Below are 22,984 nucleotides of genomic sequence, written 5' to 3'. Positions count from 1 at the left end.
ACCGGGGCACACGCCAATGGAGATTTGGTAACGAGTTGAGCAAGTAGCCCGCACAACGAGTGATGACCATGGTGTGCGTGACACTCCCGATCAAGACTAGTCTTGAGGCGTAAGACGCGCGGGAGCCCGGTGAGCCGGGCTGAGAGGAGAGCGTACGGAGCGGCGAGGGCCGCAGTGAGCGAAGTGGTAGGCGAGGAACGAGCCTCCCGCGAAGCGAACGAGGACCCCGAGCGCGACCGTGTGACAGCTCTCGACCGCCAGAACACCTGATCCGGGTAATGCCGGCGAAGGGAGCGCGTTGGTGCGTGGCTACGACGTGGTCGTCGTGGGCGGCGGCGTGGTGGGCCTGTCGGCCGCATGGCGTACCGCCCGGCGCGGTCTTTCCGTGGCGGTGGTGGATCCCGATCCGGGGACGGGCGCGTCGCACGCGGCGGCGGGCATGCTGGCCCCGGTCAGCGAGGTGACGTACACCGAGGAGCCGCTGCTGCGCCTGGGACTCGCGTCGCTGGAGATGTGGCCGTCCTTCCGGGACGCGCTCGAGGAGGAGAGCGGCGTCGATCTCGACTACCGCGCCGAAGGCACGCTCGAGGTCGCGTACGACCCGGACGACATGGCCTACCTGGACGATCTCGCGGCATTCGAGAAGACGCTCGGCCTGCCGGTGGAGCGGCTGACGGGGCGGGAATGCCGCAGGTTCGAGCCGATGCTGGCGCCGTCGATACGCGGCGGGCTGCTGGCGACCGGCGACGCCTGGGTGAATCCGCGCCGGGTGGTGCGCGCGCTGCTGGCGGCGTTCGAGCGGGCGGGCGGCACCCTGGTCCGCGACCGCGTGACCGAGCTGTCCACCGGCGGCGACGAGGCCCGGGGCGTACGGCTGGCGTCCGGCGAGGCGGTGGCGGGGTCGCGGGTGGTGATCGCGGCCGGTTGCTGGTCGGGGTCGCTGGCGCCCGGCCTGCCGGTGCGGCCGGTCAAAGGCCAGATCCTGCGGCTGCGCGGCCCGAAGGGCTTCCTGACACGGTGTGTGCGCGGGATGGTGCACGGTTCGCCCGCATACCTGGTCCCTCGGGGCGACGGCGAGATCACGCTCGGCGCCACGGTGGAGGAGCTGGGCTTCGACGGCCGGGTGACCGCGGGCGGCGTGTATGAGCTGCTGCGCGACGCGCGTGAGCTGGTGCCGGGCATCACGGAGCTGGAGCTGGTGGAGACGACCGTCGGCTTCCGGCCCGGGACCCCGGACAACCTGCCGCTGATCGGTCCGGCGGTCGCGCCGGGCGTGATCGCGGCGACCGGGCACCACCGTGGCGGTGTGCTGCTCGCGCCGGTCACCGCGGAGGCGGTCACGGCGTTCCTGACCGGCGGCGACGTGCCGGATGCCGTCCGGTCCTGCGACCCGGAAAGGGGCGTCCGATGAAGGTGACGATCAATGGAGCCGCCGGAGAGCTGCCTGACGGTACGACCGTGGCGGAGGCCGTGCGCACGCTGACGGCGCTGACCAGCGGCGTGGCCGTGGCGGTCAACGACGTGGTGGTGAGCAAGGGCGCGTGGAAGTCGACCTCGCTGGCCGAGAACGACCGCGTCGAGGTGCTGACGGCGGTGCAGGGAGGATGACGGTGAACGAGGCGGACGACGTGCTGGTCCTGGGCGGGGAGAAGTTCACCTCGCGGCTGATCATGGGAACCGGGGGCGCGCCCTCGCTGGATGTGCTGGATCGGGCGCTTGAGGCGTCGGGCACCGAGCTGACCACGGTGGCGATGCGCAGGCTCGACCCCGCGGTCCAGGGGTCGGTGCTCGACGTGCTGCGCCGGCGGAACATCCGGGTGCTGCCGAACACCGCGGGCTGCTTCACCGCCGGAGAGGCTGTGCTGACCGCGCGCCTGGCCAGGGAGGCCCTGGAGACGAACTGGGTGAAGCTGGAGGTCATCGCGGACGAGCGGACCCTGCTGCCCGATCCGATCGAGACGTTCGACGCCGCGGAGCGGCTGGTCGCGGACGGGTTCGTGGTGCTCCCCTATATCGGGGACGATCCGGCGCTGGCCCGCAGGCTGGAGCAGGCGGGCTGCGCGGCGGTCATGCCGCTGGGCGCGCCGATCGGGTCCGGACTGGGCATCCGAAACCCGCACAGCATCGAGCTGATCGTCGAGGCGGCCTCGGTCCCGGTGATCCTCGACGCGGGCGTGGGCACCGCGAGCGACGCGGCGCTGGCGATGGAGCTGGGCTGCGACGCCGTACTGCTGGCGACCGCCGTCACCCGTGCCCAGCGGCCGGAGCTCATGGCCGCCGCCATGCGCTCGGCGGTCGAGGCGGGACGGATGGCGAAACTGGCGGGCCGTATCCCCCGGCGGCGGTACGCGGAGGCGTCCTCACCTTCGCTGCCGAGGTTCGCGTAACGTTCAGAAACGGTCTCGTTTTGGGGCCGGAAAGCCCTACCCGCGGCAAAGCCGTCGTAAACTCAGCCGGGTGGACACGACGCTGACAGACCCGTTGGTGGGGCGGCTGCTCGACGGGCGTTATCGCGTCGAGTCCCGGATCGCCCAGGGTGGAATGGCCGCCGTCTATCTGGCTCTGGACGTCCGGCTCGACCGCACGGTGGCACTCAAGGTGATGCACCGGTCTCTCGCCGAGGACCCGCACTTCGTCAAGCGGTTCATCGGCGAGGCGAAGTCGGTCGCGAGTCTGTCCCACCCCAACGTGGTGCAGGTCTTCGACCAGGGCACGGACGGTCCCACGGTCTACCTCTCGATGGAGTACGTGCCGAGCAAGACCCTGCGCGAGGTACTGCGCTCACGCGGCCCGCTGCCCGCCCGCGAGGCGCTCGAACTCCTCATCCCCGTCCTGGCCGCCCTCGGCGCCGCCCACTCGGCGGGGATGGTCCACCGGGACGTCAAGCCGGAGAACGTGCTGCTCGCCGACGACGGCCGGGTGAAGGTCGTGGACTTCGGCCTGGCCCGCGCCGTCGAGGCGAGCAACCAGACCAAGACCGGCATGATGATCGGCACGATCGGTTACATGTCGCCCGAGCAGGTGACCTCCGGGGTCGCGGACGTCCGAAGCGACGTCTACGCCGCGGGTGTCATGCTGTTCGAGCTGATCACCGGGCGGCAGCCGTACGAGGGCGAGACGCCGATGTCCATCGCCTACCGGCATGTGCATGACAGCGTCCCGGCCCCGTCGTCGATCATCTCCGGCGTCCCGCCGCAGGTCGACGCCCTGGTGGCGGCGGCCACCGACCGGGACCCGGCGCGGCGTCCCGCCGACGCGACCGCCATGTTGGTCGCCGCCGTGGAGGCGCACCGCACGCTGCCGCGCGGGCACACCGGGCAGCACCCCAGGCCGCCCGCCGGATCCTCCGGCGCGCCGGGAACGCCCAGCAGTCCCGGGCTCTCCAGCGCGCCTGGTGCCCCCGGCACGCCCGGGCTCTCATACACCACCGGCGCACCCGGGCTCTCCGGCACCGGCGGCACGCCTGCGCTCACCTACACCACCGGCGCTCGAGCATCCGACGTGGCCGGGCACACGATGATCCAGCCCAAGGTGGAGCCGGCGACGATCCCGCCCGCGCGGTCCAAACGCGGGTGGCGGCCGAACTGGTTCATCGTCGGGCTGGCGCTGGTGATGATCGCGGGCGTCGCGTTCAGCGGCTGGTGGTTCTCCCAGTCGCGCTACACGGTGGTGCCCGACCTGCTCCGCCAGAACATCACCGCGGCCAGGCAGCAGGCGGAGAACGCCGGGTTCACGGTCAAGATCGGGGAGCCCAGGTTCGACGATGAGGTCGGGAAGGACCGGCTCCTGGAGATCTCCCCCGCCCCGGGCACCGAGGTGGAGAAGGGATCAGAGCTGACGTTCGTGGCATCGGCGGGGCCGGAGACCGTCCCCGTGCCGAACCTCGAGAACCTCAGCGCAGGCGACGCCAAGGTCAAGATCGCCGAGGCCGGTCTGCAGGTCGGTCAGGAGAGCAAGGTGCCGAGCGACACCGTCGCGCGCGATCTCGTGGTCCGCACCAAACCGGCGGTCGGCGAGCAAGTCAGGAAGGGCACGACCATCGACCTGGTGATCAGCGCGGGGATGCTGATGCCGGACGTCTCGCAGATGACGAAGGACCAGGCGGTGCAGTTCCTCCAGGAGAAGGGCTTCACCGTCACTGTGGACGAGACGGCCGACAGCACCCCACCAGGAACGGTGATCGCCCAGGATCCCGCCGCCGGAGCCGAGATAGCCGCCGGAGCCGCCGTCCGGCTGACGGCCTCGAGGGGACCGGACGAGGGCTGGCACTGGCCGTGGGAGACCGACGACTCGCAGCCCACGCCCGACTTCGCGAACGTCCCGGACGTGCGGCTCAAGGGCGTGGAGGAGGCCAAGGGCGAGTTGGAGGCCGCCGGGTTCACGGTCAAGATGCGCAAGCTCGTGGGCGGCCAGCGCGTCGTGGGCGAGAACCCGCTCGGCGAGCAGCCGGTGGGCTCGGAGATCACCATCTGGTACTGACGCTGGTACTTACGCCGCCGGGCGCCCGCCGCACCCGCCGGGCAGGCGCTCCGTCCCTGGCGGGCGCTTTCCCTGGCGGGCTCTCTCGGTCAGGGCCGCGTCGGGCGGGAGGCCGGGTCATCGAGCAGCGAGCCGAGCAGCCGCAGCCGGGCCAGCCCGCCGTCGGGGAAGATGTCGAGCCGGGCGTGGGTCAGCGGCCGGTCCCCTTCAGGACCGCTGTCAAGCCGGAACCGATGCCGGGTGTCCGGCTGGAGCCGCGTCTTCGGCAGCAGGGTGATCCAGGCGTCCTCGTCATCCAGCGCCGCCGTCCGGGCGTCGATGCCGGTCAACACCGCCGCGTCCGGAGCGTTGAACAGGAGGTTCGCGGTGTCCAGCTCGGCCACGGCGACGGTTCCCGCGCCGGCCAGGGCGACGATCAGCCAGTCGTTGCCGCCGTCCCGCCTGCGCGCGGTCTCCCACCCCTCGGCCTGGTTCCTGGCGAGCCCCGGAGCGAGGATGTTGTTGGGTGAGGAGTAGAACTCGTCGGAGCAGGCGACGACGACCGCCCCGTTCTCCAGCGCGGCGAGATCGACGGTGAGACCGGACAGGAGCAGCGGGTCGGGCACCACCTCGCCGTGCACCCGCAGCCGGGCCACGCCGCCGTCGGGGAAGATGTTGAGCCGCACATGGGTGAAACGGCGTGGATCGGTGACCTCGAACTCGTGGACGGTGTCGCCCGCGAGCGGGACGCGCGGCACGATCGGAGCCCAACCGGTCAGCTCGTCCGGGGCCGGGTACCCGTCCGCGGCGCACGCCTCGACCAACGCGAACGGCGGATAGTTGCCCTTGAACCACGCGGTGTCGATCACGATCGCCTTGATCACGCCGGGCAGGCCGAGCCGTACCACGGCCCAGTCGTGGCCGGGCTCGCGCCGTCTCCGGGTCTCCCAGCCGTCGTAGACCTGGCCCTTCGCGCCGAACGTGTGCGGCCGGAACTCCGCCGGGCCGGGCCTGATCAGGGCCTCCTTCTCGGCGAACGACTCGTCGCTCGCCGCGACCACCGATCCTCCGTACGAGCGGAGCGCGAGATCAGGAAGCCTGCCGAGATCCGTCATCCGATGCCCTCCCTCGTGAGAAGCCGGCCGTGTGGGGTGACGAGGTCGGCCGGGCGGCCGCGCAGCCACGTGCGGGCGACCACGCCGGTCAGCGTCTTGCCGTGGTAGGGCGACACCGGGTTCTTGTGGTGCAGCGCGGCGGCGTCCACGGTGAACCCGGCCGCCGGGTCGAAGGCGACCAGGTCCGCGTCCGCGCCCGGCCTGATCGCCCCCTTGTACGGCAGGCCGACCAGCGCCGCCGGTCCCTCGGCCATCCACCGCACCACGTCGCTCAGGCCGTAGCCGCGCGCGCTCGCGGACGTCCAGACGGCGGGGAGGCCGACCTGCAGCGAGGAGATCCCGCCCCAGGCGGCGGCGAAGTCGGGCACCTTGAGGTCGGGCGTGGACGGCGAGTGGTCGGAGACGATCCCCATCAGCACGCCGTCGGCCAGCCCCTGCCAGAGGGCGTCGCGGTTGGCGGCCTCCCTGATCGGGGGGCAGCACTTGTAGGCGGGCCCGCCGACCTCCTCGGCGGTCAGGGTGAGGTAATGGGGGCAGGTCTCCGCGGTGATCGGCACGCCGGCGTTCTGGGCGGCCCGCAGCGGTTCCAGGCAGGATCCGGACGAGACGTGCACGATGTGGGCGCGGGCTCCGGTCTGGGCGGACAGCTCGATGACCTGCTCGACGGCCCTCCGCTCGGCCTCCGCCGTACGAGATGCCAAGAAATCCAGATAAGTCGGGCCGAGCGGGTCGGTGAGGGTCGCGGGATCCTCAGCGTGGACGGTCATCAGGCCGCCGAACGACGCCAGCGTCCGAAGGGCCTCCCTCAGCCCGGCGCGGTCCAGAGCGGGGAACTCGTCCACGCCGGACGGCGAGAGGAAGCACTTGACGCCGAACACGCCCGCACGGTGCAGCGGCTCCAGCTCGCGCGTGTTGCCGGGGATCGTACCGCCCCAGAAGCCGACGTCGACGTGGCACTGCCCTTCGGCGGCCTTCCTCTTGATCTCCAACGCGGCCACGTTGACGGTCGGCGGAAGCGCGTTGAGCGGCATGTCGACGATCGTGGTGACGCCCCCGGCGGCGGCGGCCCTGGTGGCCGAGGCGAAACCCTCCCAGTGCGTACGGCCCGGCTCGTTGACGTGCACGTGGGTGTCGACCAGGCCGGGCAGCAGCGCCACCTCGCCCAGGTTCACCATCTCGCGGGCCGTCACCCGCGCCGTATCCCTGGCCGTATCCCGCGCCGACTCGCGGGCGGGCGGCGGCGCGGGATACGGGAGCAGGGCCGCGATCCTCCCGTTCCGCACGGCCACCGCGAGCGGCCGCTCCCCGTCCGGGGTCACCACCCTGCGGGAGCTCACGATCAGGTCGAACTCCGCCGGCAGGCCGGACTCCGCGCGCTCACCCATGGCGGGCTCTGCCTCCTGCTCGGATCATGCGTGACCTCCGTGATCTTCTCCGTGGCCGCTCCGGCGCACGGCCGGGGGCTCGGACCCGGACGCGGACGTGGACGCGGACGCGGACGCGGACGTGGACGTGGACGCGGAGAGGTGGTTGACCGCGATGTCCGCGGCCAGGCGCTCCAGCAGCGGCCCCGCCTCGGCCATGCACCGCTCGACGTCGGGTTCGAGATCGGTCAGCGCGTACGCGGCGGTGATGCCCGCCGCATGGAGTTCCTCGTCCGAGATGGACCGGCGGCCGCAGACGGCGACGACCGGAACCCCGTGCTTGGCCGCCGCCGACGCCACGCCCAGCGGTGCCTTGCCGCGCAGCGACTGCTCGTCGAGCGACCCCTCGCCGGTGATGACCAGCCGGGCTCCCGCGACATGCCGGTCGAACTCCAGCAGGCCGAGAAGAAGTTCGATGCCGGGGCTGATCTCGGCGTGCAGGAAGGCCAGCGCGGCGAAGCCGACGCCGCCCGCCGCTCCGGCCCCGGGCCGCCCGGCGACGCCCATGGAACGTACGACACCGTCGTGCTCGACCGCTCCCACGACGCCGTGGGTGTGCGCGGCGACGGCGGCCAGCCGGGCCAGACCCGCCTCCAGCACCGCCACGTCCTCCGGCCCGGCCCCCTTCTGCGGGCCGTACACGGCGGCGGCGCCGTGCGGGCCGAGCAGCGGGTTGTCCACGTCGCTTGCGACCACGAACTCGACGTCCGACAGATCGCCGCCGAAATGCCCGTGGCCGTGCCCGTGGTCCTCACCGTGCCCATGGTCCTCGCCGTGCCCATGGGTGTGACCGGGGCCGAAGGCCGAGAGATCGATCGTCGCCAGATTCCTGAGCGCGCCTCCGCCGGGAGGCAGCTCATCGCCGTTCTCGTCGAGCAACCGGGCGCCGAGCGCCTGGATCATGCCCGCACCGCCGTCGGTGCAGGCGCTGCCGCCGAGGCCGAGCACGACCCTGCGGGCGCCGTGCCGTACGGCATGGGCGATCAGCTCGCCGGTTCCGCGGCTCGTGGCCGTCAGCGGGGCGGGACCGGCCGGCAGCAGCCGCAGGCCGGACGCCTCCGCCAACTCGATCACGGCGACGCCGTCCCGCGTGGCGTAGGAGGCGCGGACGGGGTCGCCGGTGGGGCCGGTCACCTCGACCTCGACCCGGGTGAACCCGCACGCCACGACCGCGTCCACGGTGCCGTCGCCGCCGTCGGCCACCGGAAGGCGTACGGCGGGCACGTCTCCCAGCCCGGCGGCCACATGCTCGGCCACGTCCGCGGCGGTCAGCGACCCCCTGAACTTGTCCGGCGCGATGACGACGTGGTCCCTCATTACTGCTCCCTGGGCCTCTGTGAACGGATCACGACCATCATCGTCGAACGCCGTACCCCGCCCCGCCGGGTGGGGTCATCGGACCGCGCTCATGAGACGGCGGTGCGCCGCCGCGCCCGCCTGGGCCGCCTCCGTGCCGGAGACCGTGCGCAGTTCGCCGTCCTCGACCAGGGTCCGGCCGCCGACGAGCAGCCGGGCCAGCGGTGGCGTCCTGCCGTAGGCGAACGCGACCACCGGGTCGTCGATCGCGTCGTAGAAGCCGTCCAGCCGCCAGAGGGCGACGTCGGCCAGCTTGCCCGGCTCCAGCGTCCCGATCTCCGCGTCACGGCCCAGGCATCGCGCCCCGCCCAGCGTGGCCAGCTCAAGTGCCTGCCGGGCGGTCAGGGCACGCGGGCCGTAGCGGGCGCGCTGCATGAGCATGGCCGTCCTGATCTCGCCCGCCAGCGTGGTCATCTCGCTGGACGCGGCGCCGTCGACGCCGAGGCCCACCGTCGCTCCGGCGCGCAGCAGGTCGGAGATCCGGGCGATGCCCGAGCCGAGGCGGCCGTTCGACGACGGGCAGTGCGCCGTGCCCGTACCGGTCTCGGCGAACCGCCGGACGTCCTTGTCGGTCAGGTGGACGGCGTGGGCCAGCCAGACGTCGGGCCCGAGCCAGCCGAGCTGGTCGAGGTACTCCACCGGAGGGACGCCGAACTGCGCCACGCAGTGCTCGTCCTCGTCCCTGCTCTCGGCGATGTGCGTGTGCAGCCGTACGCCGTGGGAGCGGGCGAGCTCGGCGGACCGGGTCATCAACTCGCCGCTCACCGAGAAGGGCGAGCAGGGGGCGACCGCGATCCGGAGCATCGACCCGAACGACGGGTCGTGATATTTCCGGATCGCGTCCTCGGTGGCGGCGAGGATCTCGTCGACGTCCTCCACGATCTCGTCCGGCGGCAGGCCGCCCTGGGACCGCCCGCGGTCCATCGATCCCCGGCACGGGTGGAACCGCACGCCGACCCGCCATGCCGCCTCGATCTCCGCGTCGAACAGGTCGCCGCGTCCCTTGGGGAAGATGTAGTGATGGTCGGTCGTGGTGGTGCATCCCGACGCGGCCAGCCAGGCGAGCCCCGCCGTCGCCGCGCCGTGCACCACCTCGGCGTCCAGGCCCGCCCACAGCGGATAGCTCGCGACCAGCCAATCGAACAGCGTCCCGTCGGGTGTGACCCCTTGCGCGGCCCACTGGTAGAGGTGGTGATGGGTGTTGACCAGACCGGGCGTTGCCAGGCACCCGCTCCCGTCGATCCGCTCGGCGTCGGCGGGTACGGCGTCCGCCGCGCCTTCCGCCGCGCCGGGGCCGACCGCGACGATGCGATCGCCCTCGATCACGACGTGTCCGGCCGGGATCTCGGCGCCGGCCACCGGGACGACGTAGGCGTTCTCGATCACCACGCGCCGGGGCGCCGGATCAGTCACGGGAGCCTCCCTGTCCCGGCGGCACGAGCGGCGACGATCCCGGCGCGGCGCCGTTCCCGGCGAGGGCGCGGGCGGCGGCCAGCCGTACGGCGTCGAGGATCTTCTCGTAACCCGTGCACCGGCACAGATTGCCGGCCAGTGCCTCGCGGATCTCGGCATCCTGCGGCACTCCGGACGCTCTCGCGATCAGGGAGTGCGCCTGCACGACGAGCCCGGGCGTGCAGAACCCGCACTGTACGGCTCCCGCCTCGACGAAGCAGCGCTGCACCTCGTCGAGCCCGTCCCCCGAAACCGGCTCGGCCCCCACGGATACGCCCATGGAAACGCCTGCGGTATCGCCCGCGGTGTCACCCGCCGTGTCACCCGCCGTGTCGCCCGTGAGCACGCCGGGTGACACACCCGCGGAGACAGCCGAGACAGCCGTGCCGGCCGCGACAGCCGTGGCGATGCTCACCGAGGGGAGGCCCTCCACGGTGACCACCTCCCGCCCTTCGGCCTGGCCCGCCGCCACCAGGCACGCGCACACCGTGATCCCGTCGAGGTAGACGGTGCACGACCCGCACTCGCCCTGCTCGCACGCGTTCTTCGCGCCAGGCAGGCCCAGCCGCTCGCGCAGGACGTACAGCAGGCTCTCGCCCTCCCAGACGTCGTCGGCGGTCATCGCCTGACCGTTGACGGAGACGTTCACCCGCATCGGACCTCCATCCACAGGCTCCCTGAGAAGATCGGCGAGTCCCGGCGGTCAGGCCGGGCGGCACTGGTATTCATGCGGGCAGCTCTGGTGTTCATGCGCGGAGCTCTGGTGTTCATAGGCTGAGACCGGTCCCTTCGCTCGCTCCGCCGGCTCGCCCCGCCGTGTGATCGGTCCAGGCCCAGCCGAGGGCGCGGCGGGCCATGACGCCCAGCGCGTGCCGCCGGTAGGCCGCCTGGCCGCGCACGTCGTCGATGGGCGACGCCGCCTCCGCGACCAGCTCGCCGAACCTGCGGGCGAGCGCGGGATCGAGCGGCCCACGGCCGTCCCAGTCCAGCTCCTCGGCGAGGAACTCCTCGGCCGCGTACGCCCGGCGCGGAGTGGGGGCGGCCGAGCCGATCCCGGTGCCCACGCGCCGCTCCCCCGGGCGCAGGGCGATCGCGAAGGAGCACACCGCGATCACCATCGCGTTCCTCGTGCCGATCTTGGCGAAGTACTGCGGACCGGTGGCCGGAGGGACGTGGACCGCGCGGATCAGCTCGTCGGCCTCCAGCGCGTTGCGCTTCACGCCGGTGTAGAACTCCGCGATCGGGATGAGCCGCGTACCGCGTACCGACACGGCCTCAACCAGCGCGCCGGAGGCCAGCAGCGGCGGGTGGCCGTCCCCGGCGGGCGAGGCCGCCCCGAGGTTGCCCGCGAGCGTTCCTCGGTTCCTGATCTGCGGCGATCCCACGGTCCGGGACGCCTGCGCGAGCCCCGGCAGTCGGCCGCCCAGCTCCGCGATCAGCCGCGCGTAGGTCACCCCGGCCCCCACGCGCAGCATCGGCGCGGCGTCCTCCGTCCAGGCCCACCCGGCCAGCTCGGCGACCGGGTTCAGGTCGAGGAGGGCCGCCGGGCGCCCCTTGTCGAGGTTGATCTCGACCATCACGTCCGTGCCGCCCTGGATCGGCGTGGCGTCCGGCCGGGCGGCCTTCATCGCCAGGGCCTCCTCCCAGGTGGCGGGGCGCAGGAAGTCCATCGCCGTCACTCCCAGGCCGGTCCGGCGGCAGGGGCGTCGTCGCGCAGGACCGTCCCCTCGATCAGCCCGTACGGCCGATCCGCCGCGAGGTAGACCTCATTCGGGTTGTCCAGCCCGAAGGGCGCCAGATCGACCAGGAAGTGGTGTTTGTTCGGCAGCGACAGCCGTACCTCGCAGATCTCCGGGCAGTCGGCGAGCACGCGGGCGCCCATGGCGTAGAGCGTCTGCTGGAGGGAGAGGCTGTAGGTCCCGGCGAAGGCCGTGAGCAGAGCCTGGCGAACCGTCTCGTACGACTTGTCCCAGTCGTTGGCGGCCTCTCCGTTTCCGTCCGGACCCCTGTCCCAGTCCCCGCCCGGGTCTCCGTCCGGGCCGGTGGGGCGCACCGAGGAGTGCCGCCAGGACGCGTCGACCGCCGTGGCGAGGATCCGGTCGCGAGTCTCCGGCAGGGTCGTGTACTCGTCCTTCACGAACCCCCGGAACTCCGAGTTCGTGGTGTTCAGCACAACCAGGTCGCGCAGGCCGCAGACCATCCAGGCGGCCGACCCGTCGTAGTGCGCGACGCAGGTCCGCACCTCCCTGCCGGAGCGCAGGAACGAGTGCCCGGAGCCGGCGTTCCGCTCCCAGGCGTACTCCTCGACCGCGACCCGCGCCCGGTGGACGGACGGCTGGGAGTCCACGAAGCGCCGGGCCAGCAGCAGGGCGAAGTCCTCGATCGCCCCGATGCCGTGCTTCCTGGCGAAGGCGTACACCGTGTTCTTCTGCGCGTCCGTGGTGAGCACGGCCGAGTTGTCGCCGGTCAGGTGCACGTCGGCCATCGCGCCGGACAGTGACGTGCTGACGTTGAGATCCTTGATGTGGTGGGCGTCGCCATGCCGGGTGACTCTGACCACCCTGGTCTCGGCCTTGCCGTATCGGTTGGGACCCAAGACGATCAAGCTAGCTCCCGCGGTAGGTCGAGTAGGCGTACGGGCTGAGCAGCAGCGGCACGTGGCAGTGCCCGCCGTGCTCCCGGAGCGTGAAGACGACGCTGACCTCGGGGAAGAATGCGTCCTCCCCCAGGTATTCCCCCGTGTGGAAGACCAGGCGGTAGGTACCCGGGCGAGGGTCCACGCCCTCGACCCACTCCGCGCTCACCGGCGACCACTCCCGGATCCGGCCGTCCCCGTCCGTACGGCCCTCGGCCGCGGCGAGGAAGCCGTGCACGGTCATGCGCGAGAGCCGGACCAGCACGCCGGCCGCGGGCAGCCCCTTGGCGGTGTCGAGGACATGGGTGGAGAGGCTCATCCGCCGGTCACCGCCGTCTCCAGGCGGAGCCGGACGATCTCGGCGAGCTCGGCACGGACGATCTTCCGCTCGGTCTCCTCGTCATTCGCGAGCCGGGCCAGCAGCAGGCCGAGCATCTCCTCGGCGCTCCTGCCCGTGGCGCGGACCAGGTAGACGTGGCCGAACCGCTGCTCGTAGACGGCGTTTCCCCTGGTGATGGCGTCGAGCACGGTCTGGGCCGCGCCGGCCGTACCGGACTGCTCGGCCCGGGACCACGCCGCCTCGCGGTCGGTGGCGGCCTGATCGGCGGCGGCCCGCTCCCCGATCTGGGGATGCGCCGCGAGCGCCTCCTCCACGTCGGGCCAGTCGAGCGCCGCGATCGCGGCCTCGCCCGCCGCCACCAGCGCGGTGAGGTCCGCGTACGGCTGCCGCGCCGCGACCGCGGCCATCCAGGTCGTGGACGCGCAGCAGGAGCGCAGCTCCTCCTGGCTGAGTTCTCGCATGCCAGCAGTCAACATCGCGGCGAAGGGCGGGTCTAGCAGCGTGAACGCCCAACTGTCCCGCCGTGTCCCGGCCGGGGTTTGTACGTTGCCACAAAGCCCGGCCACCAAGCCCGGTCACCAGCCAGGGCAGCAGCCAGGGCAGCAGGCCCGGACACTAGGCTGGAGCCATCATGACCTCGAGAAATGCGATCGGCGCGCACGTTTCCGTCGCGGGCGGTCTCGCCACCGGCGGACTGCGCCACGCGGCCGATGTCGACGCCGAGATGGTCCAGGTCTTCGTCACCAACCCCCGGACCTGGGCGCTGAACGACGGCGACCCGGCCGAGGACGCGAAACTCGCCGAGTCCGGGCTGCCGGTCTTCGCGCACGCCCCTTACCTGGTGAACTTCGGCTCGCCCACCGCGGCGACCCTGGAGAACTCCGTGGCGGTGGTCAGGCACACACTCCGGCGCGGCGCCGCGATCGGCGCCCTCGGCGTGGTGGTGCACACCGGCTCAGCCGTCAGCCAGTCGCGGGACAACGCCATGCGCCAGATCCACGAGCAGTTGCTCCCGCTGCTGGACGAGATCCCCGAGGGCGGCCCCGACCTGCTGCTCGAACCGATGGCCGGGCAGGGGCAGATGCTCTGCGCGACCGTCCAGGACCTCGGGCCCTACCTGGAGGCGCTGGATCACCACCCGAAGGTGGGCGTCTGCCTGGACACCTGCCATGCATTCGCCGCCGGGCACGACCTGGCCGCTCCCGGCGGGGTGGGCGCGATGCTCGACGCGTTGCACCAGACCGCTCCCGGACGGCTCAAGCTGATCCACGCGAACGACTCGAAGGACGTGTGCGGCTCGAAGAAGGACCGCCATGAGAACATCGGCGCGGGACACATCGGCGAGGAGCCGTTCGCGGAGATCATGCGCCACCCTGTGACCGCCGGAGTGCCGCTCTGCATCGAGACACCGGGCAAGGTGGACCAGGACCGGGAGAACATCGCGCTCCTGAAGAAGCTGCGCGGCTGACGGCGCGAGGACAGCGCGGGGACAGCGCTGCTGACGGCGGCTGACGGCACGGCTGGCAGCAGGCCCGCTCGCGGTCCGGCGCCCCCGATGGCCGGACCGCTTTCGCGGATCCCGCGACAGGTCATATCCGGCAGATGTCGCCTTACTCGGCGAACCACCATCTTCCGGACATTTCCCAATGGCCCCATCCCCAGTGAGGGCCCGCCTGGCATCCGCGCGGCATGGTCACGAACTTCTGTCAGCTACGCGGCGTGGCCTTGCAATGACGGAGAGATTACGGCCGCCGGCCGGACCAACGGCCGGAGTTCGGACGAGCGGTCGGTGTTTCGCGACGCGCGGGCAGGCCCGCCCGGACCGGCGGCTCATCGGACGCGACGAACGGTCGAAGCCCGCTCCGTCGTCACGGCCGTCGCGGATGCCCCAGTCACATCACACCGCCCGGTCACATCGCACCGCCCGGTCACATCGCACCGGCCGGTCACATCGCACCGGCCGGCGGCGCGGCGACCCGGAAGCGCCGGACGAGCTGGTCGCGAACCTCACGGGTGTGCCGCCTGCTCACCGGCAGCACCTCGGTCCCTACCTGGAGCACCATCCGGCCGCCGTCGAAGCGCAGCTCGCTGACATGCCGCGCGTTGACGAGGGTGCTGCGGTGCGCCCGGACGAACCCCGAACCGCCCCAGCGGCGTTCGAGCGCGGCGAGGGGCATCCGGACGAGGTAGGTCCCGTCCACCGTGTGCAGGCGGACGTAGTCGCCGTGGGCCTCGGCGTACCAGACGGCCTGCCGCTGGACGAACTTGGTGCGGCCACCCAGCTCGACCGGGATGACGTCGGTGTCCTTCTCCTCGACCGTCGCAGCCGCGACCGCCGAGGAGAGCCGCCGTACGGCTTCCGCCAGCCGGTCGGGGCGTACGGGCTTGAGGACGTAGTCGACGGCCTCCAGCTCGAACGCCCGGACCGCGCAGTCGTGGGCGGTGACGAAGACCAGCCGGGGACGGGCCGGGAATCCGGCGATCACTCTGGCCAGCTCGAATCCGTCCAGGCCGGGCAGCCGGATGTCCAGGAAGGCGCCGTCGAGGCGCTCACCCGCACCCATCATCGCCACGATCGTGTGGAGCGCGGCCAGCCCGTCCTGGGCGGTGGTGACGTGCTCGATCCGCTCGTTCTGGCGCAGCAGATAGACGAGCTCGGACAAGGCGGACGCCTCGTCGTCGACGGCCATAACACGCAGCATGCCCACCACCGTGCCGCCTCGCCCGCCGGACCCGCAAGGGATTCGGCGACGAAGAGTGCCCGCACGGACACACAGAGAAGTCGGACCGTGGAGAGGAGTCGAACGCGGAGCGAACCCCGACTCGAACCGTCAGGGAGGGCCCTCGCCCGGCTCCTCCTGGTAGGAGTACCGCTGTTCCCGCCAGGGATCGGCGGTGTTGTGGTAGCCGCGATCCTCCCAGAAACCGCGCCTGTCCTCCGTCAGGTATTCCACTCCGCGCACCCATTTCACGCTCTTCCAGGCGTACAGGTGCGGGACCACGATGCGTACGGGGAACCCGCGCTCCGGGGTGAGCGGCTTTTCGTCCAGCTCGGTGGCGAACAGCGTGGTGTCGCGGTCGAAGTCGCTCATGCGGATGTTCGCGCTGTAGCCGTACTCGGCCCAGATCATGACATGCTGCACGTCCGGGGCCGGCGGAACGCGCTCCATCAGCGTCCTCGCCGCGATGCCCGACCACTCGTTGCCCATGATGGAGAACTTGGTGACGCAGTGGAAGTCGGCGATCATCGCAGTCCTGGGCAGCGCGGCGAACTCCTCCCACCCGAACATGTACGCGTCGCCCGAGGCGGTCGCGCCGAACACCTGGAACCGCCAGCTCTGGGGACGGAACGCCGGAACCCGGCCGTAGTGGAGGACGGGCCGGCCGCGCGGGATGTACTGCCCGGGGGGCAGACGGCTCTCCTCTTCGGGAATCTCCGGCACGTCGCCATCCTGCCACCAGCCGTTCAGTTCCCCGCCACCGGGACCCCGCCAGCGGCTCCGCCGCCCGTCGGCCCGGCGTGATCGGCGGAGCCGGACGCGGGGGTGCATCGCCCCTTCACCCCATGATCGCTTTAAGGGAAGGGCGCCGCTCGCAGTGTTGGACATGCGCTATATTGCGTGGCATGCGTATCGCTGAGTTTTGGTATGGCGACGGACCCGCAGGGACCGCTCGCCCCTTAGCGCTGCGCTGACAGCCAAGGCGAACGAAAGGCCCCGGGTCCACACGGACCCGGGGCCTTTCGCGTTTCGCGAGGAAAACGACAGCACCCACTAGGAGTGACCATGGTCATCGTCATGGGGTCCGAGGCGACCCAGGGCGACATCGAGTCGATCGTCGGGCTCGTCGCCACGGCCGGCGGCGAGGCGTTCGTCAGCAGCGGCGTGAGCCGGACGATCATCGGGCTGGTCGGCGACGTCGAACGGTTCGCGGCGCTGAACCTGCGCGGCATGTCCGGCGTCGCGGACGTCATGCGCGTGTCCGTGCCGTACAAGCTGGTCAGCCGGGAGAACCACCCGGAACGGTCGACCGTCAGGGTGGGCGGGGTGCCGATCGGCCCGGACACCGTGACGCTGATCGCGGGCCCGTGCGCCGTCGAGACCCCGCAGCAGACCCTGGAGGCGGCCGAGATGGCCAAGGCCGCGGGCGCGACCCTGCTGCGCGGCGGCGCCTTCAAGCCGCGCACCTCGCCGTACGCCTTCCAGGGGCTGGGCGAGGAGGGCCTGCGGATCCTCGCCGACGTACGCGAGAAGACCGGCCTGCCGATCGTCACCGAGGTGGTGGACGCCCACGACGTCGAGCTGGTCGCGTCCTACGCGGACATGCTGCAGATCGGCACCCGCAACACGCAGAACTTCGCGCTGCTCCAGGCGGTCGGCGCGGCGGGCAAGCCGGTCATGCTCAAGCGCGGCATGAGCGGCACGATCGAAGAGTGGCTGATGTCGGCCGAGTACATCGCCCAGCGCGGCAACCTCGACATCGTGCTGTGCGAGCGCGGCATCCGCACGTTCGAGACCGCCACCCGCAACACCCTGGACGTCTCCGCGGTCCCCGTCGCGCAGCGGCTCTCCCACCTCCCCGTGATCATCGACCCGTCCCACTCGGGCGGCCGCCGCGACCTCGTCCTGCCGCTCACCCGCGCGGCCATCGCGGTCGGCGCCGACGGCGTGATCATCGACGTCCACCCCCACCCCGAGCAGGCGCTCTGCGACGGCCCCCAGGCCCTGGTCAACGGCGACCTGCGCGAGCTCGCGCGGGTGATGCGCCAGTTCCCCCCGCTGCTGGGCCGTACGCTCGCCGACGCCACGCACGCGGTCCCGGTGCCCGCGTGATCTCCGGCTCGCCTCGGGGCGCGGCCCGCCACCGCGTGGCCTCGCGCCCCTGACCTTCTGAATGTGCGGCCGTCCGGCCGCGGACGAGCGGGTACGGCTTGCGCCACGAGCGGCGAGCCGTACCGACCGGCGGGGCACATTCGTCGCGAAATCCGCATATAACCGCAGGTCGGAAGGGTTTCCTGGAATCCCAGCGGACGGCCGAGCCGGGAAAATACGCTGCCCGCATGTTGCCCAAACCTGACGACATCGTTGACCGCGACGAGGACTGGGAGATCCTGGAGCGGTTCGCGCGGCCTTCTCCCATCGGAACCCCGGGCTCGGGGGTGGCCGCACTGGCCGGCCGTCGCCGCACCGGGAAGTCCTACCTTCTCAAGCACTTCACCGTCGCGACCGGCGGGTTCTACTTCGAGGCGCGCCTCGAGGAGACGCTCATCAAAGTCCAGCAGCGGTTCCGTAAGGAGCTGAGCACCTACGACCCGTCCCGGGCCGCCGAACTGTCGGCCCTGACTCTCGACGCGCCCGACACGTGGGACCTGCTGCTCCAGATCGCGATGGACGCGACGTTCAGCAGGAGCGAGGGAAACCGGATTCCCCCCGTCGTGATCGACGAGTTCCCCTATCTGCTGCGGGACACCCCGGACCTGCAGTCGATCGTGAAGTCGATCTACGACACCAGCTCGTTCCGGCGCGGCGAGCCCGGCAAGCCCGGCCTCTGGATCGGCTACTACGACCGGCTCATCGAGGGGCGCATGTTGCTCTGCGGCTCGGCGATGTCGGTGATCCACGAGCTCGGTCACGGCTCCCGGCCGCTCTTCGGCCGCCTCACCTTCAAGCTGACCATGGACCCATTCGACCATGTCGACATGGCGCGGTTCTGGGGGATCGAGGATCGCCGGGTGGCGTTCACCCTCTTCGCGGCGCTCGGCGGCGCTCCGGGCTATCGGAATCCGCTCCTGCAACTGACGGGGCTCCCGATTCCGCAGACGATGGAGGAACTGGACGCCTGGCTCGCCGACGCACTGCTCCGGCCACGGCCGGACTTCTTCACCGAGGCCGAGATCGATCGCCTGCTCCGCGAGGACCCGCGCATCACGGACAAGGACATCTACCGGCAGGCGATGAAGGCGATCTCCGAAGGCAACGCCACCCTGACGGAGATCGGCGGGGCCATCGGCCGTTCCAAGGACGAGACCGACGGGATCGTCGCCCGGCTGGTGGCCATGCGGTACGTCGAGGAGTGGCGCGACCTCCTACGGCCCCGCGACTACCTGTTCCGGCTGAACGACCCGATCGTCCGCTTCCATCACGCCGTGGTCGAGTCGCGCATGCGCGATCTGGCGCGCGGGGTGACGACTCCGGAGGACGCCTGGCGGGACGCGCAGCAGAGCTTCCGCTCCCAGGTGATCGGCCCGGCGTTCGAGCAGACCGCCACGTGGAGCGCGTTCCGCCTGCTGTACAACCGGACCGACCTCGGCACGGACGGCTGGGCCCTGGTGCCCGACCCGGCCAACCGGACCACCCACGAGGTGGACTACATCGGTCTCGCTCACAACACCAGTGGCCGCCCCAAGGGTTCGACGATCACCGCCATCGGCGAGACCAAGGCGACCGAGCGGCCGCGCGGCCTGAAGGACCTGGAGCGCCTTCGCCACATCCGGGCGCTGCTGGCCAAGGACCACAAGGCGGAGAACGCCGTACTCGCGATCTTCTCCATGCACGGCTTCTCGGAGCACCTGCGCCAGGCGGCGAAGGAGGCCCCCGACGAGATCGCGCTGTACGACCTCGACGACATCTACGGTTATCGGGAGCCGTCCTTCTGACCGGACGACCGGGCCACCGCACCGGCCTGGTCAGACGCCTTCGAGCTTGTACTCCTGCAGGGAGTCGGCGAGCTGGACGGCCAGCTCCTCGGCGTCGAGCCGCTTCTCGATCTGCTTGAGGTCCTCGATCTTGGCCCGGGTCTCGGCCGTACGCGGTGCGAGGAGGGTGCAGCAGTCCTCGTCCGGCAGCTCGGAGATCTCCAGCGTGCCGATCCGCCGCGCCTCGGCCATGATCTCGGTCTTGTCCAGCCCGATCAGCGGCCGCAGGATGGGCATGTCGACCGCGTGGTCCTGCGCGGTGATGTTGGCCAGCGTCTGCGACGAGACCTGGCCGAGCGAGTCTCCGGTGATCAGCGCCTCCGCGCGGATGCGGTGGGCGACCTCTTCCGCCGTCTTCAGCATCAGCCGCCGCTGCGCGATCACCGCCAGCCTGTCCTGTCCGGAAGCCTTGATGGACTGCTGTGCCTTGCCGAACGGCACCACCCACAGGCGTGACTTCCCCTGGAACCGGTCAAGGCGGCGGACCAGCGCGTACGCCTTGTAGATCGACTCGGACGTGGTGAACGGGATGCCGGAGAAGTGCAGGAAGTCCACCCGCAGGCCGCGGCGCATCATGCGGTAGGCGGCGACCGGCGAGTCGATGCCGCCGGACATCAGGACCAGCGCCCGCCCGCTGGAGCCGACCGGCAGGCCGCCCTGGCCGGGCAGCCCGTCGGTGAAGACGAAGACCTCGTCCCGGTCCACCTCGATGTAGACGGTCAGCTCGGGGTTCTTCAGGTCGACCGGCAGGCCGTACGTGTCGTTGATGTGGCCGCCGACGAGGCGGTCCAGCTCGTTGGAGCGGAGCGGGAAGCGCTTGTCCCTGCGGCGCGAGCGCACGGCGAACCGCGCCTTGCGCGCGACCTCGTCCCTGTCCTTGATCAGCTCGATGGCGGCGTCGGTGACGGCCTCGGGGGTCTTGGCGACCCGCCAGGCGAGGTTGACCCGTACCAGGCCGGGCACCTCGGACACGCGCTGCGCCACCGCCTCGGCGACGTCCACGGAGGTGCCCGCGGGGAGGAACAGCGCGATCACGCCGTGCCGCTGCCGGATGTCGACCGTGAACTCCTTGAGCGCGGCCTTGATGTTGGCGCGCAGCCGGCTCTCGAAGAGCTCGCGGTTCCTGCCCTTGAGGACGACCTCGCCCAGCTTGAGCAGCACGCAGGGCTCACCCAGGGCCGACATGGCCGTCACGGACATCGTGTTACCTCCGGCGAAGCGGTTCGAGACAGGTAGGGCTACCGCAAGTGTGGCGCGTACGGGCGGCTACGGCGAACCGGAAACCGGTCCGGCAAGGCACGTCCGGCAAGGCACAACGCCGCGGTCCCGCTACTTTAGTCCGCGCTCGCCCCCCCTCCGCCCCAGCCGGAGAGCCTCGACCGGCAAGGGGATCAGGTGCAGGCCGGACGGGCTTGCCCCGTCCATGAGACCGGCCGGTACGCGCAAGGGCACCGCAAGGACCACAAAGGGACGCAACGGCACGTAGGGGACGCCCTCACCGAATGTCACGCCGGATACAGGTAGAGATTTCGCCGGCGCGATCCAGGAACCCCGCCCGGGAATTCCCCCTCACCACCGAAAACCTCCGAGCACTGACTTTCCGGTCACGTCCAGATCGAAACAAGATCGGACCAATATCGGGCCATTTCGTCCAGTCAAAACCGGGGAGGAGCCCCATCCGCGATCTTCACCTCGGAAAACGTGAACCGAACCTCACTCGGAGTGCCGCCTTCCGCATCGGTGATGCATTACCACTCCCCCGGGACGAAAATGCCCACCCCACGCCTTGGGCATCAACCACACCAACCTCATAAATGCCGTTCTATTGCGATACTCCCGGTGTCTCGATTTACCGAAAGGTGAATTCATGGCACACATAAACCATTTTTCGTACGGGCTGCTCACCCCGCTGCTCGCCTACGTGATGTCCAGCATCGGCTCGATGCTCGGGCTGATGCTGACCGCGCGCGCCCGCTTCGCGATCGGCGGCGCGCGGGTGCGCTGGCTCGCCAGAGGCGCCGTGTCGATCGGCGGCACCGGGATCTGGGTCATGCACTTCATCGCGATGATGGGGTTCGACGTTGGGCACGTCCCGATCCGCTATGACATCCCGCTCACCGTCGCCTCCGCGCTCATCGCGGTGACCGTGGTCGGCGCCGGGCTGTTCCTCGTCACGTACGGCGGCGCGCGGCCGGGCCCGCTGCTCGCGGGCGGGCTGCTCACGGGAAGCGCTGCTCTCGGCGATCCTCGCACCGTCGGAGCGCGAGCTGCGCGCGGAGGCGGAACTGGTGGAGTGGCTGGCCGAGCGGCGGGCCGGATCGATGCTGCCCTTCCCCCACGAGCCGCAACACCACCACCGTCCTGGTTGAGGGCCCGGATGAGGGCCCGGATGAGGGTTGAGGCCGCGAAGGGCCGCCCCGGAACCCCGGGGCGGCCCTTCCTTTGCGATGCCGGTCAGCCGAAGAAGACCTCGGCCTCCTCGTAGCGCGAGACCGGGACGGTCTTGATCTCGGCGGTCGCCGCGTCGAGGCCGACGCGGACGATGTCGGTTCCACTCAGGGCGACCATCTTGCCGAAATCTCCCTCGTGAACGGCGTCGATCGCGCCGAGACCGAAGCGGGTGGCCAGGACGCGGTCGTAGGCGGTGGGCGTTCCGCCGCGCTGGATGTGGCCGAGGACCGTCGTGCGGGCCTCCTTGCCGGTGCGCTTCTCGATCTCCGCGGCGAGGATCTCGCCGATGCCGCCGAGCCGTACGTGCCCGAACGCGTCGAGCTCCCCGGCCTGCAGGGTCATCTGGCCCTCGATCGGGTGCGCCCCCTCGGCGACGACGATGATGGGCGAGTAACGGGTCTTGAAGCGCGACTCCACGTACGAACAGACGCGGTCGATGTCGAACGGCTTCTCCGGGATCAGGATGACGTTGGCGCCCGCGGCCATCCCGGCGTGCAGCGCGATCCAGCCCGCGTGGCGGCCCATCACCTCGCAGATGAGGGCGCGGTGGTGCGACTCGGCCGTGGTGTGGAGGCGGTCGATGGCCTCCATCGCGATGTTCACGGCGGTGTCGAAGCCGAAGGTGTAGTCGGTGGCGTTGAGGTCGTTGTCGATCGTCTTGGGAACGCCGACGACCCGCACGCCGCGGTCGTAGAGCTGCTTGGCGACCCCGAGGGTGTCCTCCCCGCCGATGGCGATCAGGGCGTCGACTCCGGACGCGGCGAGATTGTCCTTGATCCGCTCGACGCCGCCCTCGATCTTGATCGGGTTCGTGCGGGAGGAGCCGAGGATCGTGCCGCCGCGCGGAAGGATGCCGCGCACGGCCGGGATGCCCAGCTCCATGGTCTCGCCCTCCAGCGGGCCACGCCAACCGTCACGGTAGCCGACGAACTCGTGTCCGTAGACCCCGATGCCCTTGCGGACGACGGCGCGGATCACGGCGTTCAGACCGGGGCAGTCTCCGCCTCCGGTCAGCACTCCGATACGCATGACGGGTTCCTCCATATGTATCCACGGCCA

Annotated in this window: 21 protein-coding genes; 8 read left to right on the top strand and 13 right to left on the bottom strand. The window is 71.1% G+C overall.

Going from position 1 to position 22,984, the window contains the following annotated elements; genetic code table 11:
- Nucleotides 1–298 precede the first annotated feature (298 nt).
- The 4 genes from thiO (at nt 299) to pknB (ending at nt 4,479) form a co-directional block, all read left to right on the top strand.
- Nucleotides 299–1,411, top strand: a complete 1,113-nt coding sequence (gene thiO / locus QSK17_RS06500) for a glycine oxidase ThiO (protein WP_285703524.1) — start codon at nt 299–301, stop codon at nt 1,409–1,411.
- Complete coding sequence (thiS, locus tag QSK17_RS06495) at nt 1,408–1,608, top strand: sulfur carrier protein ThiS (RefSeq protein ID WP_285703523.1); 201 nt, start codon at nt 1,408–1,410, stop codon at nt 1,606–1,608. Before thiO ends, thiS begins: the two co-directional genes overlap by 4 nt.
- The gene (locus tag QSK17_RS06490) at nt 1,605–2,387 is read left to right on the top strand and encodes a thiazole synthase (protein ID WP_502889147.1); all 783 of its coding nucleotides are present in this window, start codon (nt 1,605–1,607) and stop codon (nt 2,385–2,387) included. Before thiS ends, QSK17_RS06490 begins: the two co-directional genes overlap by 4 nt.
- Nucleotides 2,388–2,457: 70 nt before the next feature.
- Nucleotides 2,458–4,479: a Stk1 family PASTA domain-containing Ser/Thr kinase gene (gene pknB, locus QSK17_RS06485; RefSeq protein WP_285703521.1), complete on the top strand. Its 2,022-nt coding sequence runs from the start codon at nt 2,458–2,460 to the stop codon at nt 4,477–4,479.
- A gap of 89 nt (nt 4,480–4,568) precedes the next feature.
- Here pknB and alc read toward each other — a convergent pair whose 3' ends face one another.
- The 9 genes from alc to uraD all read right to left on the bottom strand — a co-directional run bounded on the left by alc (nt 4,569) and on the right by uraD (nt 13,241).
- Nucleotides 4,569–5,573: an allantoicase gene (alc, locus tag QSK17_RS06480; protein WP_285703520.1), complete on the bottom strand. Its 1,005-nt coding sequence runs from the start codon at nt 5,571–5,573 to the stop codon at nt 4,569–4,571.
- A complete protein-coding gene (allB, locus tag QSK17_RS06475; RefSeq protein WP_285703519.1) occupies nt 5,570–6,958 on the bottom strand; it encodes an allantoinase AllB in 1,389 nt (462 codons plus the stop codon). Before allB ends, alc begins: the two co-directional genes overlap by 4 nt.
- Nucleotides 6,959–6,982: 24 nt before the next feature.
- Nucleotides 6,983–8,314, bottom strand: coding sequence for a glycerate kinase (locus tag QSK17_RS06470; protein ID WP_285703518.1), 1,332 nt, complete (start codon nt 8,312–8,314; stop codon nt 6,983–6,985).
- 75 nt (nt 8,315–8,389) lie between these two features.
- Complete coding sequence (locus QSK17_RS06465) at nt 8,390–9,766, bottom strand: 8-oxoguanine deaminase (protein WP_285703517.1); 1,377 nt, start codon at nt 9,764–9,766, stop codon at nt 8,390–8,392.
- Nucleotides 9,759–10,460, bottom strand: a complete 702-nt coding sequence (locus tag QSK17_RS06460) for a (2Fe-2S)-binding protein (RefSeq protein WP_285703516.1) — start codon at nt 10,458–10,460, stop codon at nt 9,759–9,761. Before QSK17_RS06460 ends, QSK17_RS06465 begins: the two co-directional genes overlap by 8 nt.
- 112 nt (nt 10,461–10,572) lie before the next feature.
- Nucleotides 10,573–11,475, bottom strand: coding sequence for an FAD binding domain-containing protein (locus QSK17_RS06455; protein ID WP_285703515.1), 903 nt, complete (start codon nt 11,473–11,475; stop codon nt 10,573–10,575).
- A 5-nt stretch (nt 11,476–11,480) separates the two neighbouring features.
- Complete coding sequence (gene pucL, locus QSK17_RS06450; RefSeq protein WP_285703717.1) at nt 11,481–12,407, bottom strand: factor-independent urate hydroxylase; 927 nt, start codon at nt 12,405–12,407, stop codon at nt 11,481–11,483.
- A 4-nt stretch (nt 12,408–12,411) separates the two neighbouring features.
- Entirely contained in the window at nt 12,412–12,759 is a 348-nt protein-coding gene (gene uraH, locus QSK17_RS06445; protein ID WP_285703514.1) for a hydroxyisourate hydrolase, read from the bottom strand.
- Nucleotides 12,756–13,241: a 2-oxo-4-hydroxy-4-carboxy-5-ureidoimidazoline decarboxylase gene (gene uraD, locus QSK17_RS06440; protein ID WP_285703513.1), complete on the bottom strand. Its 486-nt coding sequence runs from the start codon at nt 13,239–13,241 to the stop codon at nt 12,756–12,758. The genes uraH and uraD overlap by 4 nt, the downstream gene beginning before the upstream one ends.
- Before the next feature lie 170 nt (nt 13,242–13,411).
- Here uraD and QSK17_RS06435 point away from each other — a divergent pair, with 170 nt between their 5' ends.
- Nucleotides 13,412–14,248, top strand: coding sequence for a deoxyribonuclease IV (locus QSK17_RS06435; RefSeq protein WP_285703512.1), 837 nt, complete (start codon nt 13,412–13,414; stop codon nt 14,246–14,248).
- Between the two features lie 478 nt (nt 14,249–14,726).
- Here QSK17_RS06435 and QSK17_RS06430 read toward each other — a convergent pair whose 3' ends face one another.
- Nucleotides 14,727–15,482: a LytR/AlgR family response regulator transcription factor gene (locus tag QSK17_RS06430; RefSeq protein WP_285703511.1), complete on the bottom strand. Its 756-nt coding sequence runs from the start codon at nt 15,480–15,482 to the stop codon at nt 14,727–14,729.
- A gap of 129 nt (nt 15,483–15,611) precedes the next feature.
- On the bottom strand, nt 15,612–16,223 hold the full coding sequence (locus QSK17_RS06425; RefSeq protein WP_285703510.1) for a sulfite oxidase-like oxidoreductase: 612 nt from the start codon (nt 16,221–16,223) through the stop codon (nt 15,612–15,614).
- 342 nt (nt 16,224–16,565) lie between these two features.
- Here QSK17_RS06425 and aroF point away from each other — a divergent pair, with 342 nt between their 5' ends.
- Together aroF and QSK17_RS06415 are read left to right on the top strand one after the other, a co-directional pair.
- Nucleotides 16,566–17,612, top strand: a complete 1,047-nt coding sequence (gene aroF, locus QSK17_RS06420; protein WP_285703509.1) for a 3-deoxy-7-phosphoheptulonate synthase — start codon at nt 16,566–16,568, stop codon at nt 17,610–17,612.
- A 227-nt stretch (nt 17,613–17,839) separates the two neighbouring features.
- A complete protein-coding gene (locus QSK17_RS06415; RefSeq protein ID WP_285703508.1) occupies nt 17,840–19,435 on the top strand; it encodes an AAA family ATPase in 1,596 nt (531 codons plus the stop codon).
- A 30-nt stretch (nt 19,436–19,465) separates the two neighbouring features.
- On the opposite strand, the gene thiI is transcribed toward QSK17_RS06415, so the two are convergent.
- Nucleotides 19,466–20,674, bottom strand: coding sequence for a tRNA uracil 4-sulfurtransferase ThiI (gene thiI, locus QSK17_RS06410; protein WP_285703507.1), 1,209 nt, complete (start codon nt 20,672–20,674; stop codon nt 19,466–19,468).
- 667 nt (nt 20,675–21,341) lie between these two features.
- Between thiI and QSK17_RS06405 the strand changes: the two genes are divergently transcribed.
- Nucleotides 21,342–21,959 carry an MHYT domain-containing protein gene (locus tag QSK17_RS06405; protein ID WP_285703506.1) on the top strand — a complete coding sequence of 206 codons (618 nt, stop codon included), beginning with the start codon at nt 21,342–21,344 and terminating at the stop codon, nt 21,957–21,959.
- On the opposite strand, the gene QSK17_RS06400 is transcribed toward QSK17_RS06405, so the two are convergent.
- A complete protein-coding gene (locus QSK17_RS06400; RefSeq protein ID WP_285703504.1) occupies nt 21,929–22,954 on the bottom strand; it encodes a 6-phosphofructokinase in 1,026 nt (341 codons plus the stop codon). The two genes, QSK17_RS06405 and QSK17_RS06400, sit on opposite strands and share 31 nt — an antisense overlap.
- Nucleotides 22,955–22,984: the final 30 nt, after the last annotated feature.

Origin of the sequence: Microtetraspora sp. NBRC 16547 (genome assembly GCF_030268965.1) — a bacterium.
Taxonomy (GTDB): Bacteria; Actinomycetota; Actinomycetes; order Streptosporangiales; family Streptosporangiaceae; genus Microtetraspora.
The sequence above is the reverse complement of the archived record's forward strand: the minus strand, read 5'-3'. Positions and strand labels throughout refer to the sequence as shown.

Bases quoted from the DNA above. Each gene is read 5' to 3' on its own strand.
- aroF (WP_285703509.1), top strand. From the start codon at position 16,566: ATGGTCATCGTCATGGGGTCCGAGGCGACCCAGGGCGACATCGAGTCG.
- QSK17_RS06400 (WP_285703504.1), bottom strand. From the start codon at position 22,954: ATGCGTATCGGAGTGCTGACCGGAGGCGGAGACTGCCCCGGTCTGAAC.
- QSK17_RS06415 (WP_285703508.1), top strand. From the start codon at position 17,840: ATGTTGCCCAAACCTGACGACATCGTTGACCGCGACGAGGACTGGGAG.
- uraH (WP_285703514.1), bottom strand. From the start codon at position 12,759: ATGAGCCTCTCCACCCATGTCCTCGACACCGCCAAGGGGCTGCCCGCG.
- QSK17_RS06435 (WP_285703512.1), top strand. From the start codon at position 13,412: ATGACCTCGAGAAATGCGATCGGCGCGCACGTTTCCGTCGCGGGCGGT.
- uraD (WP_285703513.1), bottom strand. From the start codon at position 13,241: ATGCGAGAACTCAGCCAGGAGGAGCTGCGCTCCTGCTGCGCGTCCACG.
- QSK17_RS06405 (WP_285703506.1), top strand. From the start codon at position 21,342: ATGGCACACATAAACCATTTTTCGTACGGGCTGCTCACCCCGCTGCTC.
- QSK17_RS06455 (WP_285703515.1), bottom strand. From the start codon at position 11,475: ATGGACTTCCTGCGCCCCGCCACCTGGGAGGAGGCCCTGGCGATGAAG.
- thiS (WP_285703523.1), top strand. From the start codon at position 1,408: ATGAAGGTGACGATCAATGGAGCCGCCGGAGAGCTGCCTGACGGTACG.
- QSK17_RS06430 (WP_285703511.1), bottom strand. From the start codon at position 15,482: ATGCTGCGTGTTATGGCCGTCGACGACGAGGCGTCCGCCTTGTCCGAG.
- QSK17_RS06470 (WP_285703518.1), bottom strand. From the start codon at position 8,314: ATGAGGGACCACGTCGTCATCGCGCCGGACAAGTTCAGGGGGTCGCTG.
- allB (WP_285703519.1), bottom strand. From the start codon at position 6,958: ATGGGTGAGCGCGCGGAGTCCGGCCTGCCGGCGGAGTTCGACCTGATC.
- thiI (WP_285703507.1), bottom strand. From the start codon at position 20,674: ATGTCCGTGACGGCCATGTCGGCCCTGGGTGAGCCCTGCGTGCTGCTC.
- QSK17_RS06460 (WP_285703516.1), bottom strand. From the start codon at position 10,460: ATGCGGGTGAACGTCTCCGTCAACGGTCAGGCGATGACCGCCGACGAC.
- QSK17_RS06490 (WP_502889147.1), top strand. From the start codon at position 1,605: ATGACGGTGAACGAGGCGGACGACGTGCTGGTCCTGGGCGGGGAGAAG.
- alc (WP_285703520.1), bottom strand. From the start codon at position 5,573: ATGACGGATCTCGGCAGGCTTCCTGATCTCGCGCTCCGCTCGTACGGA.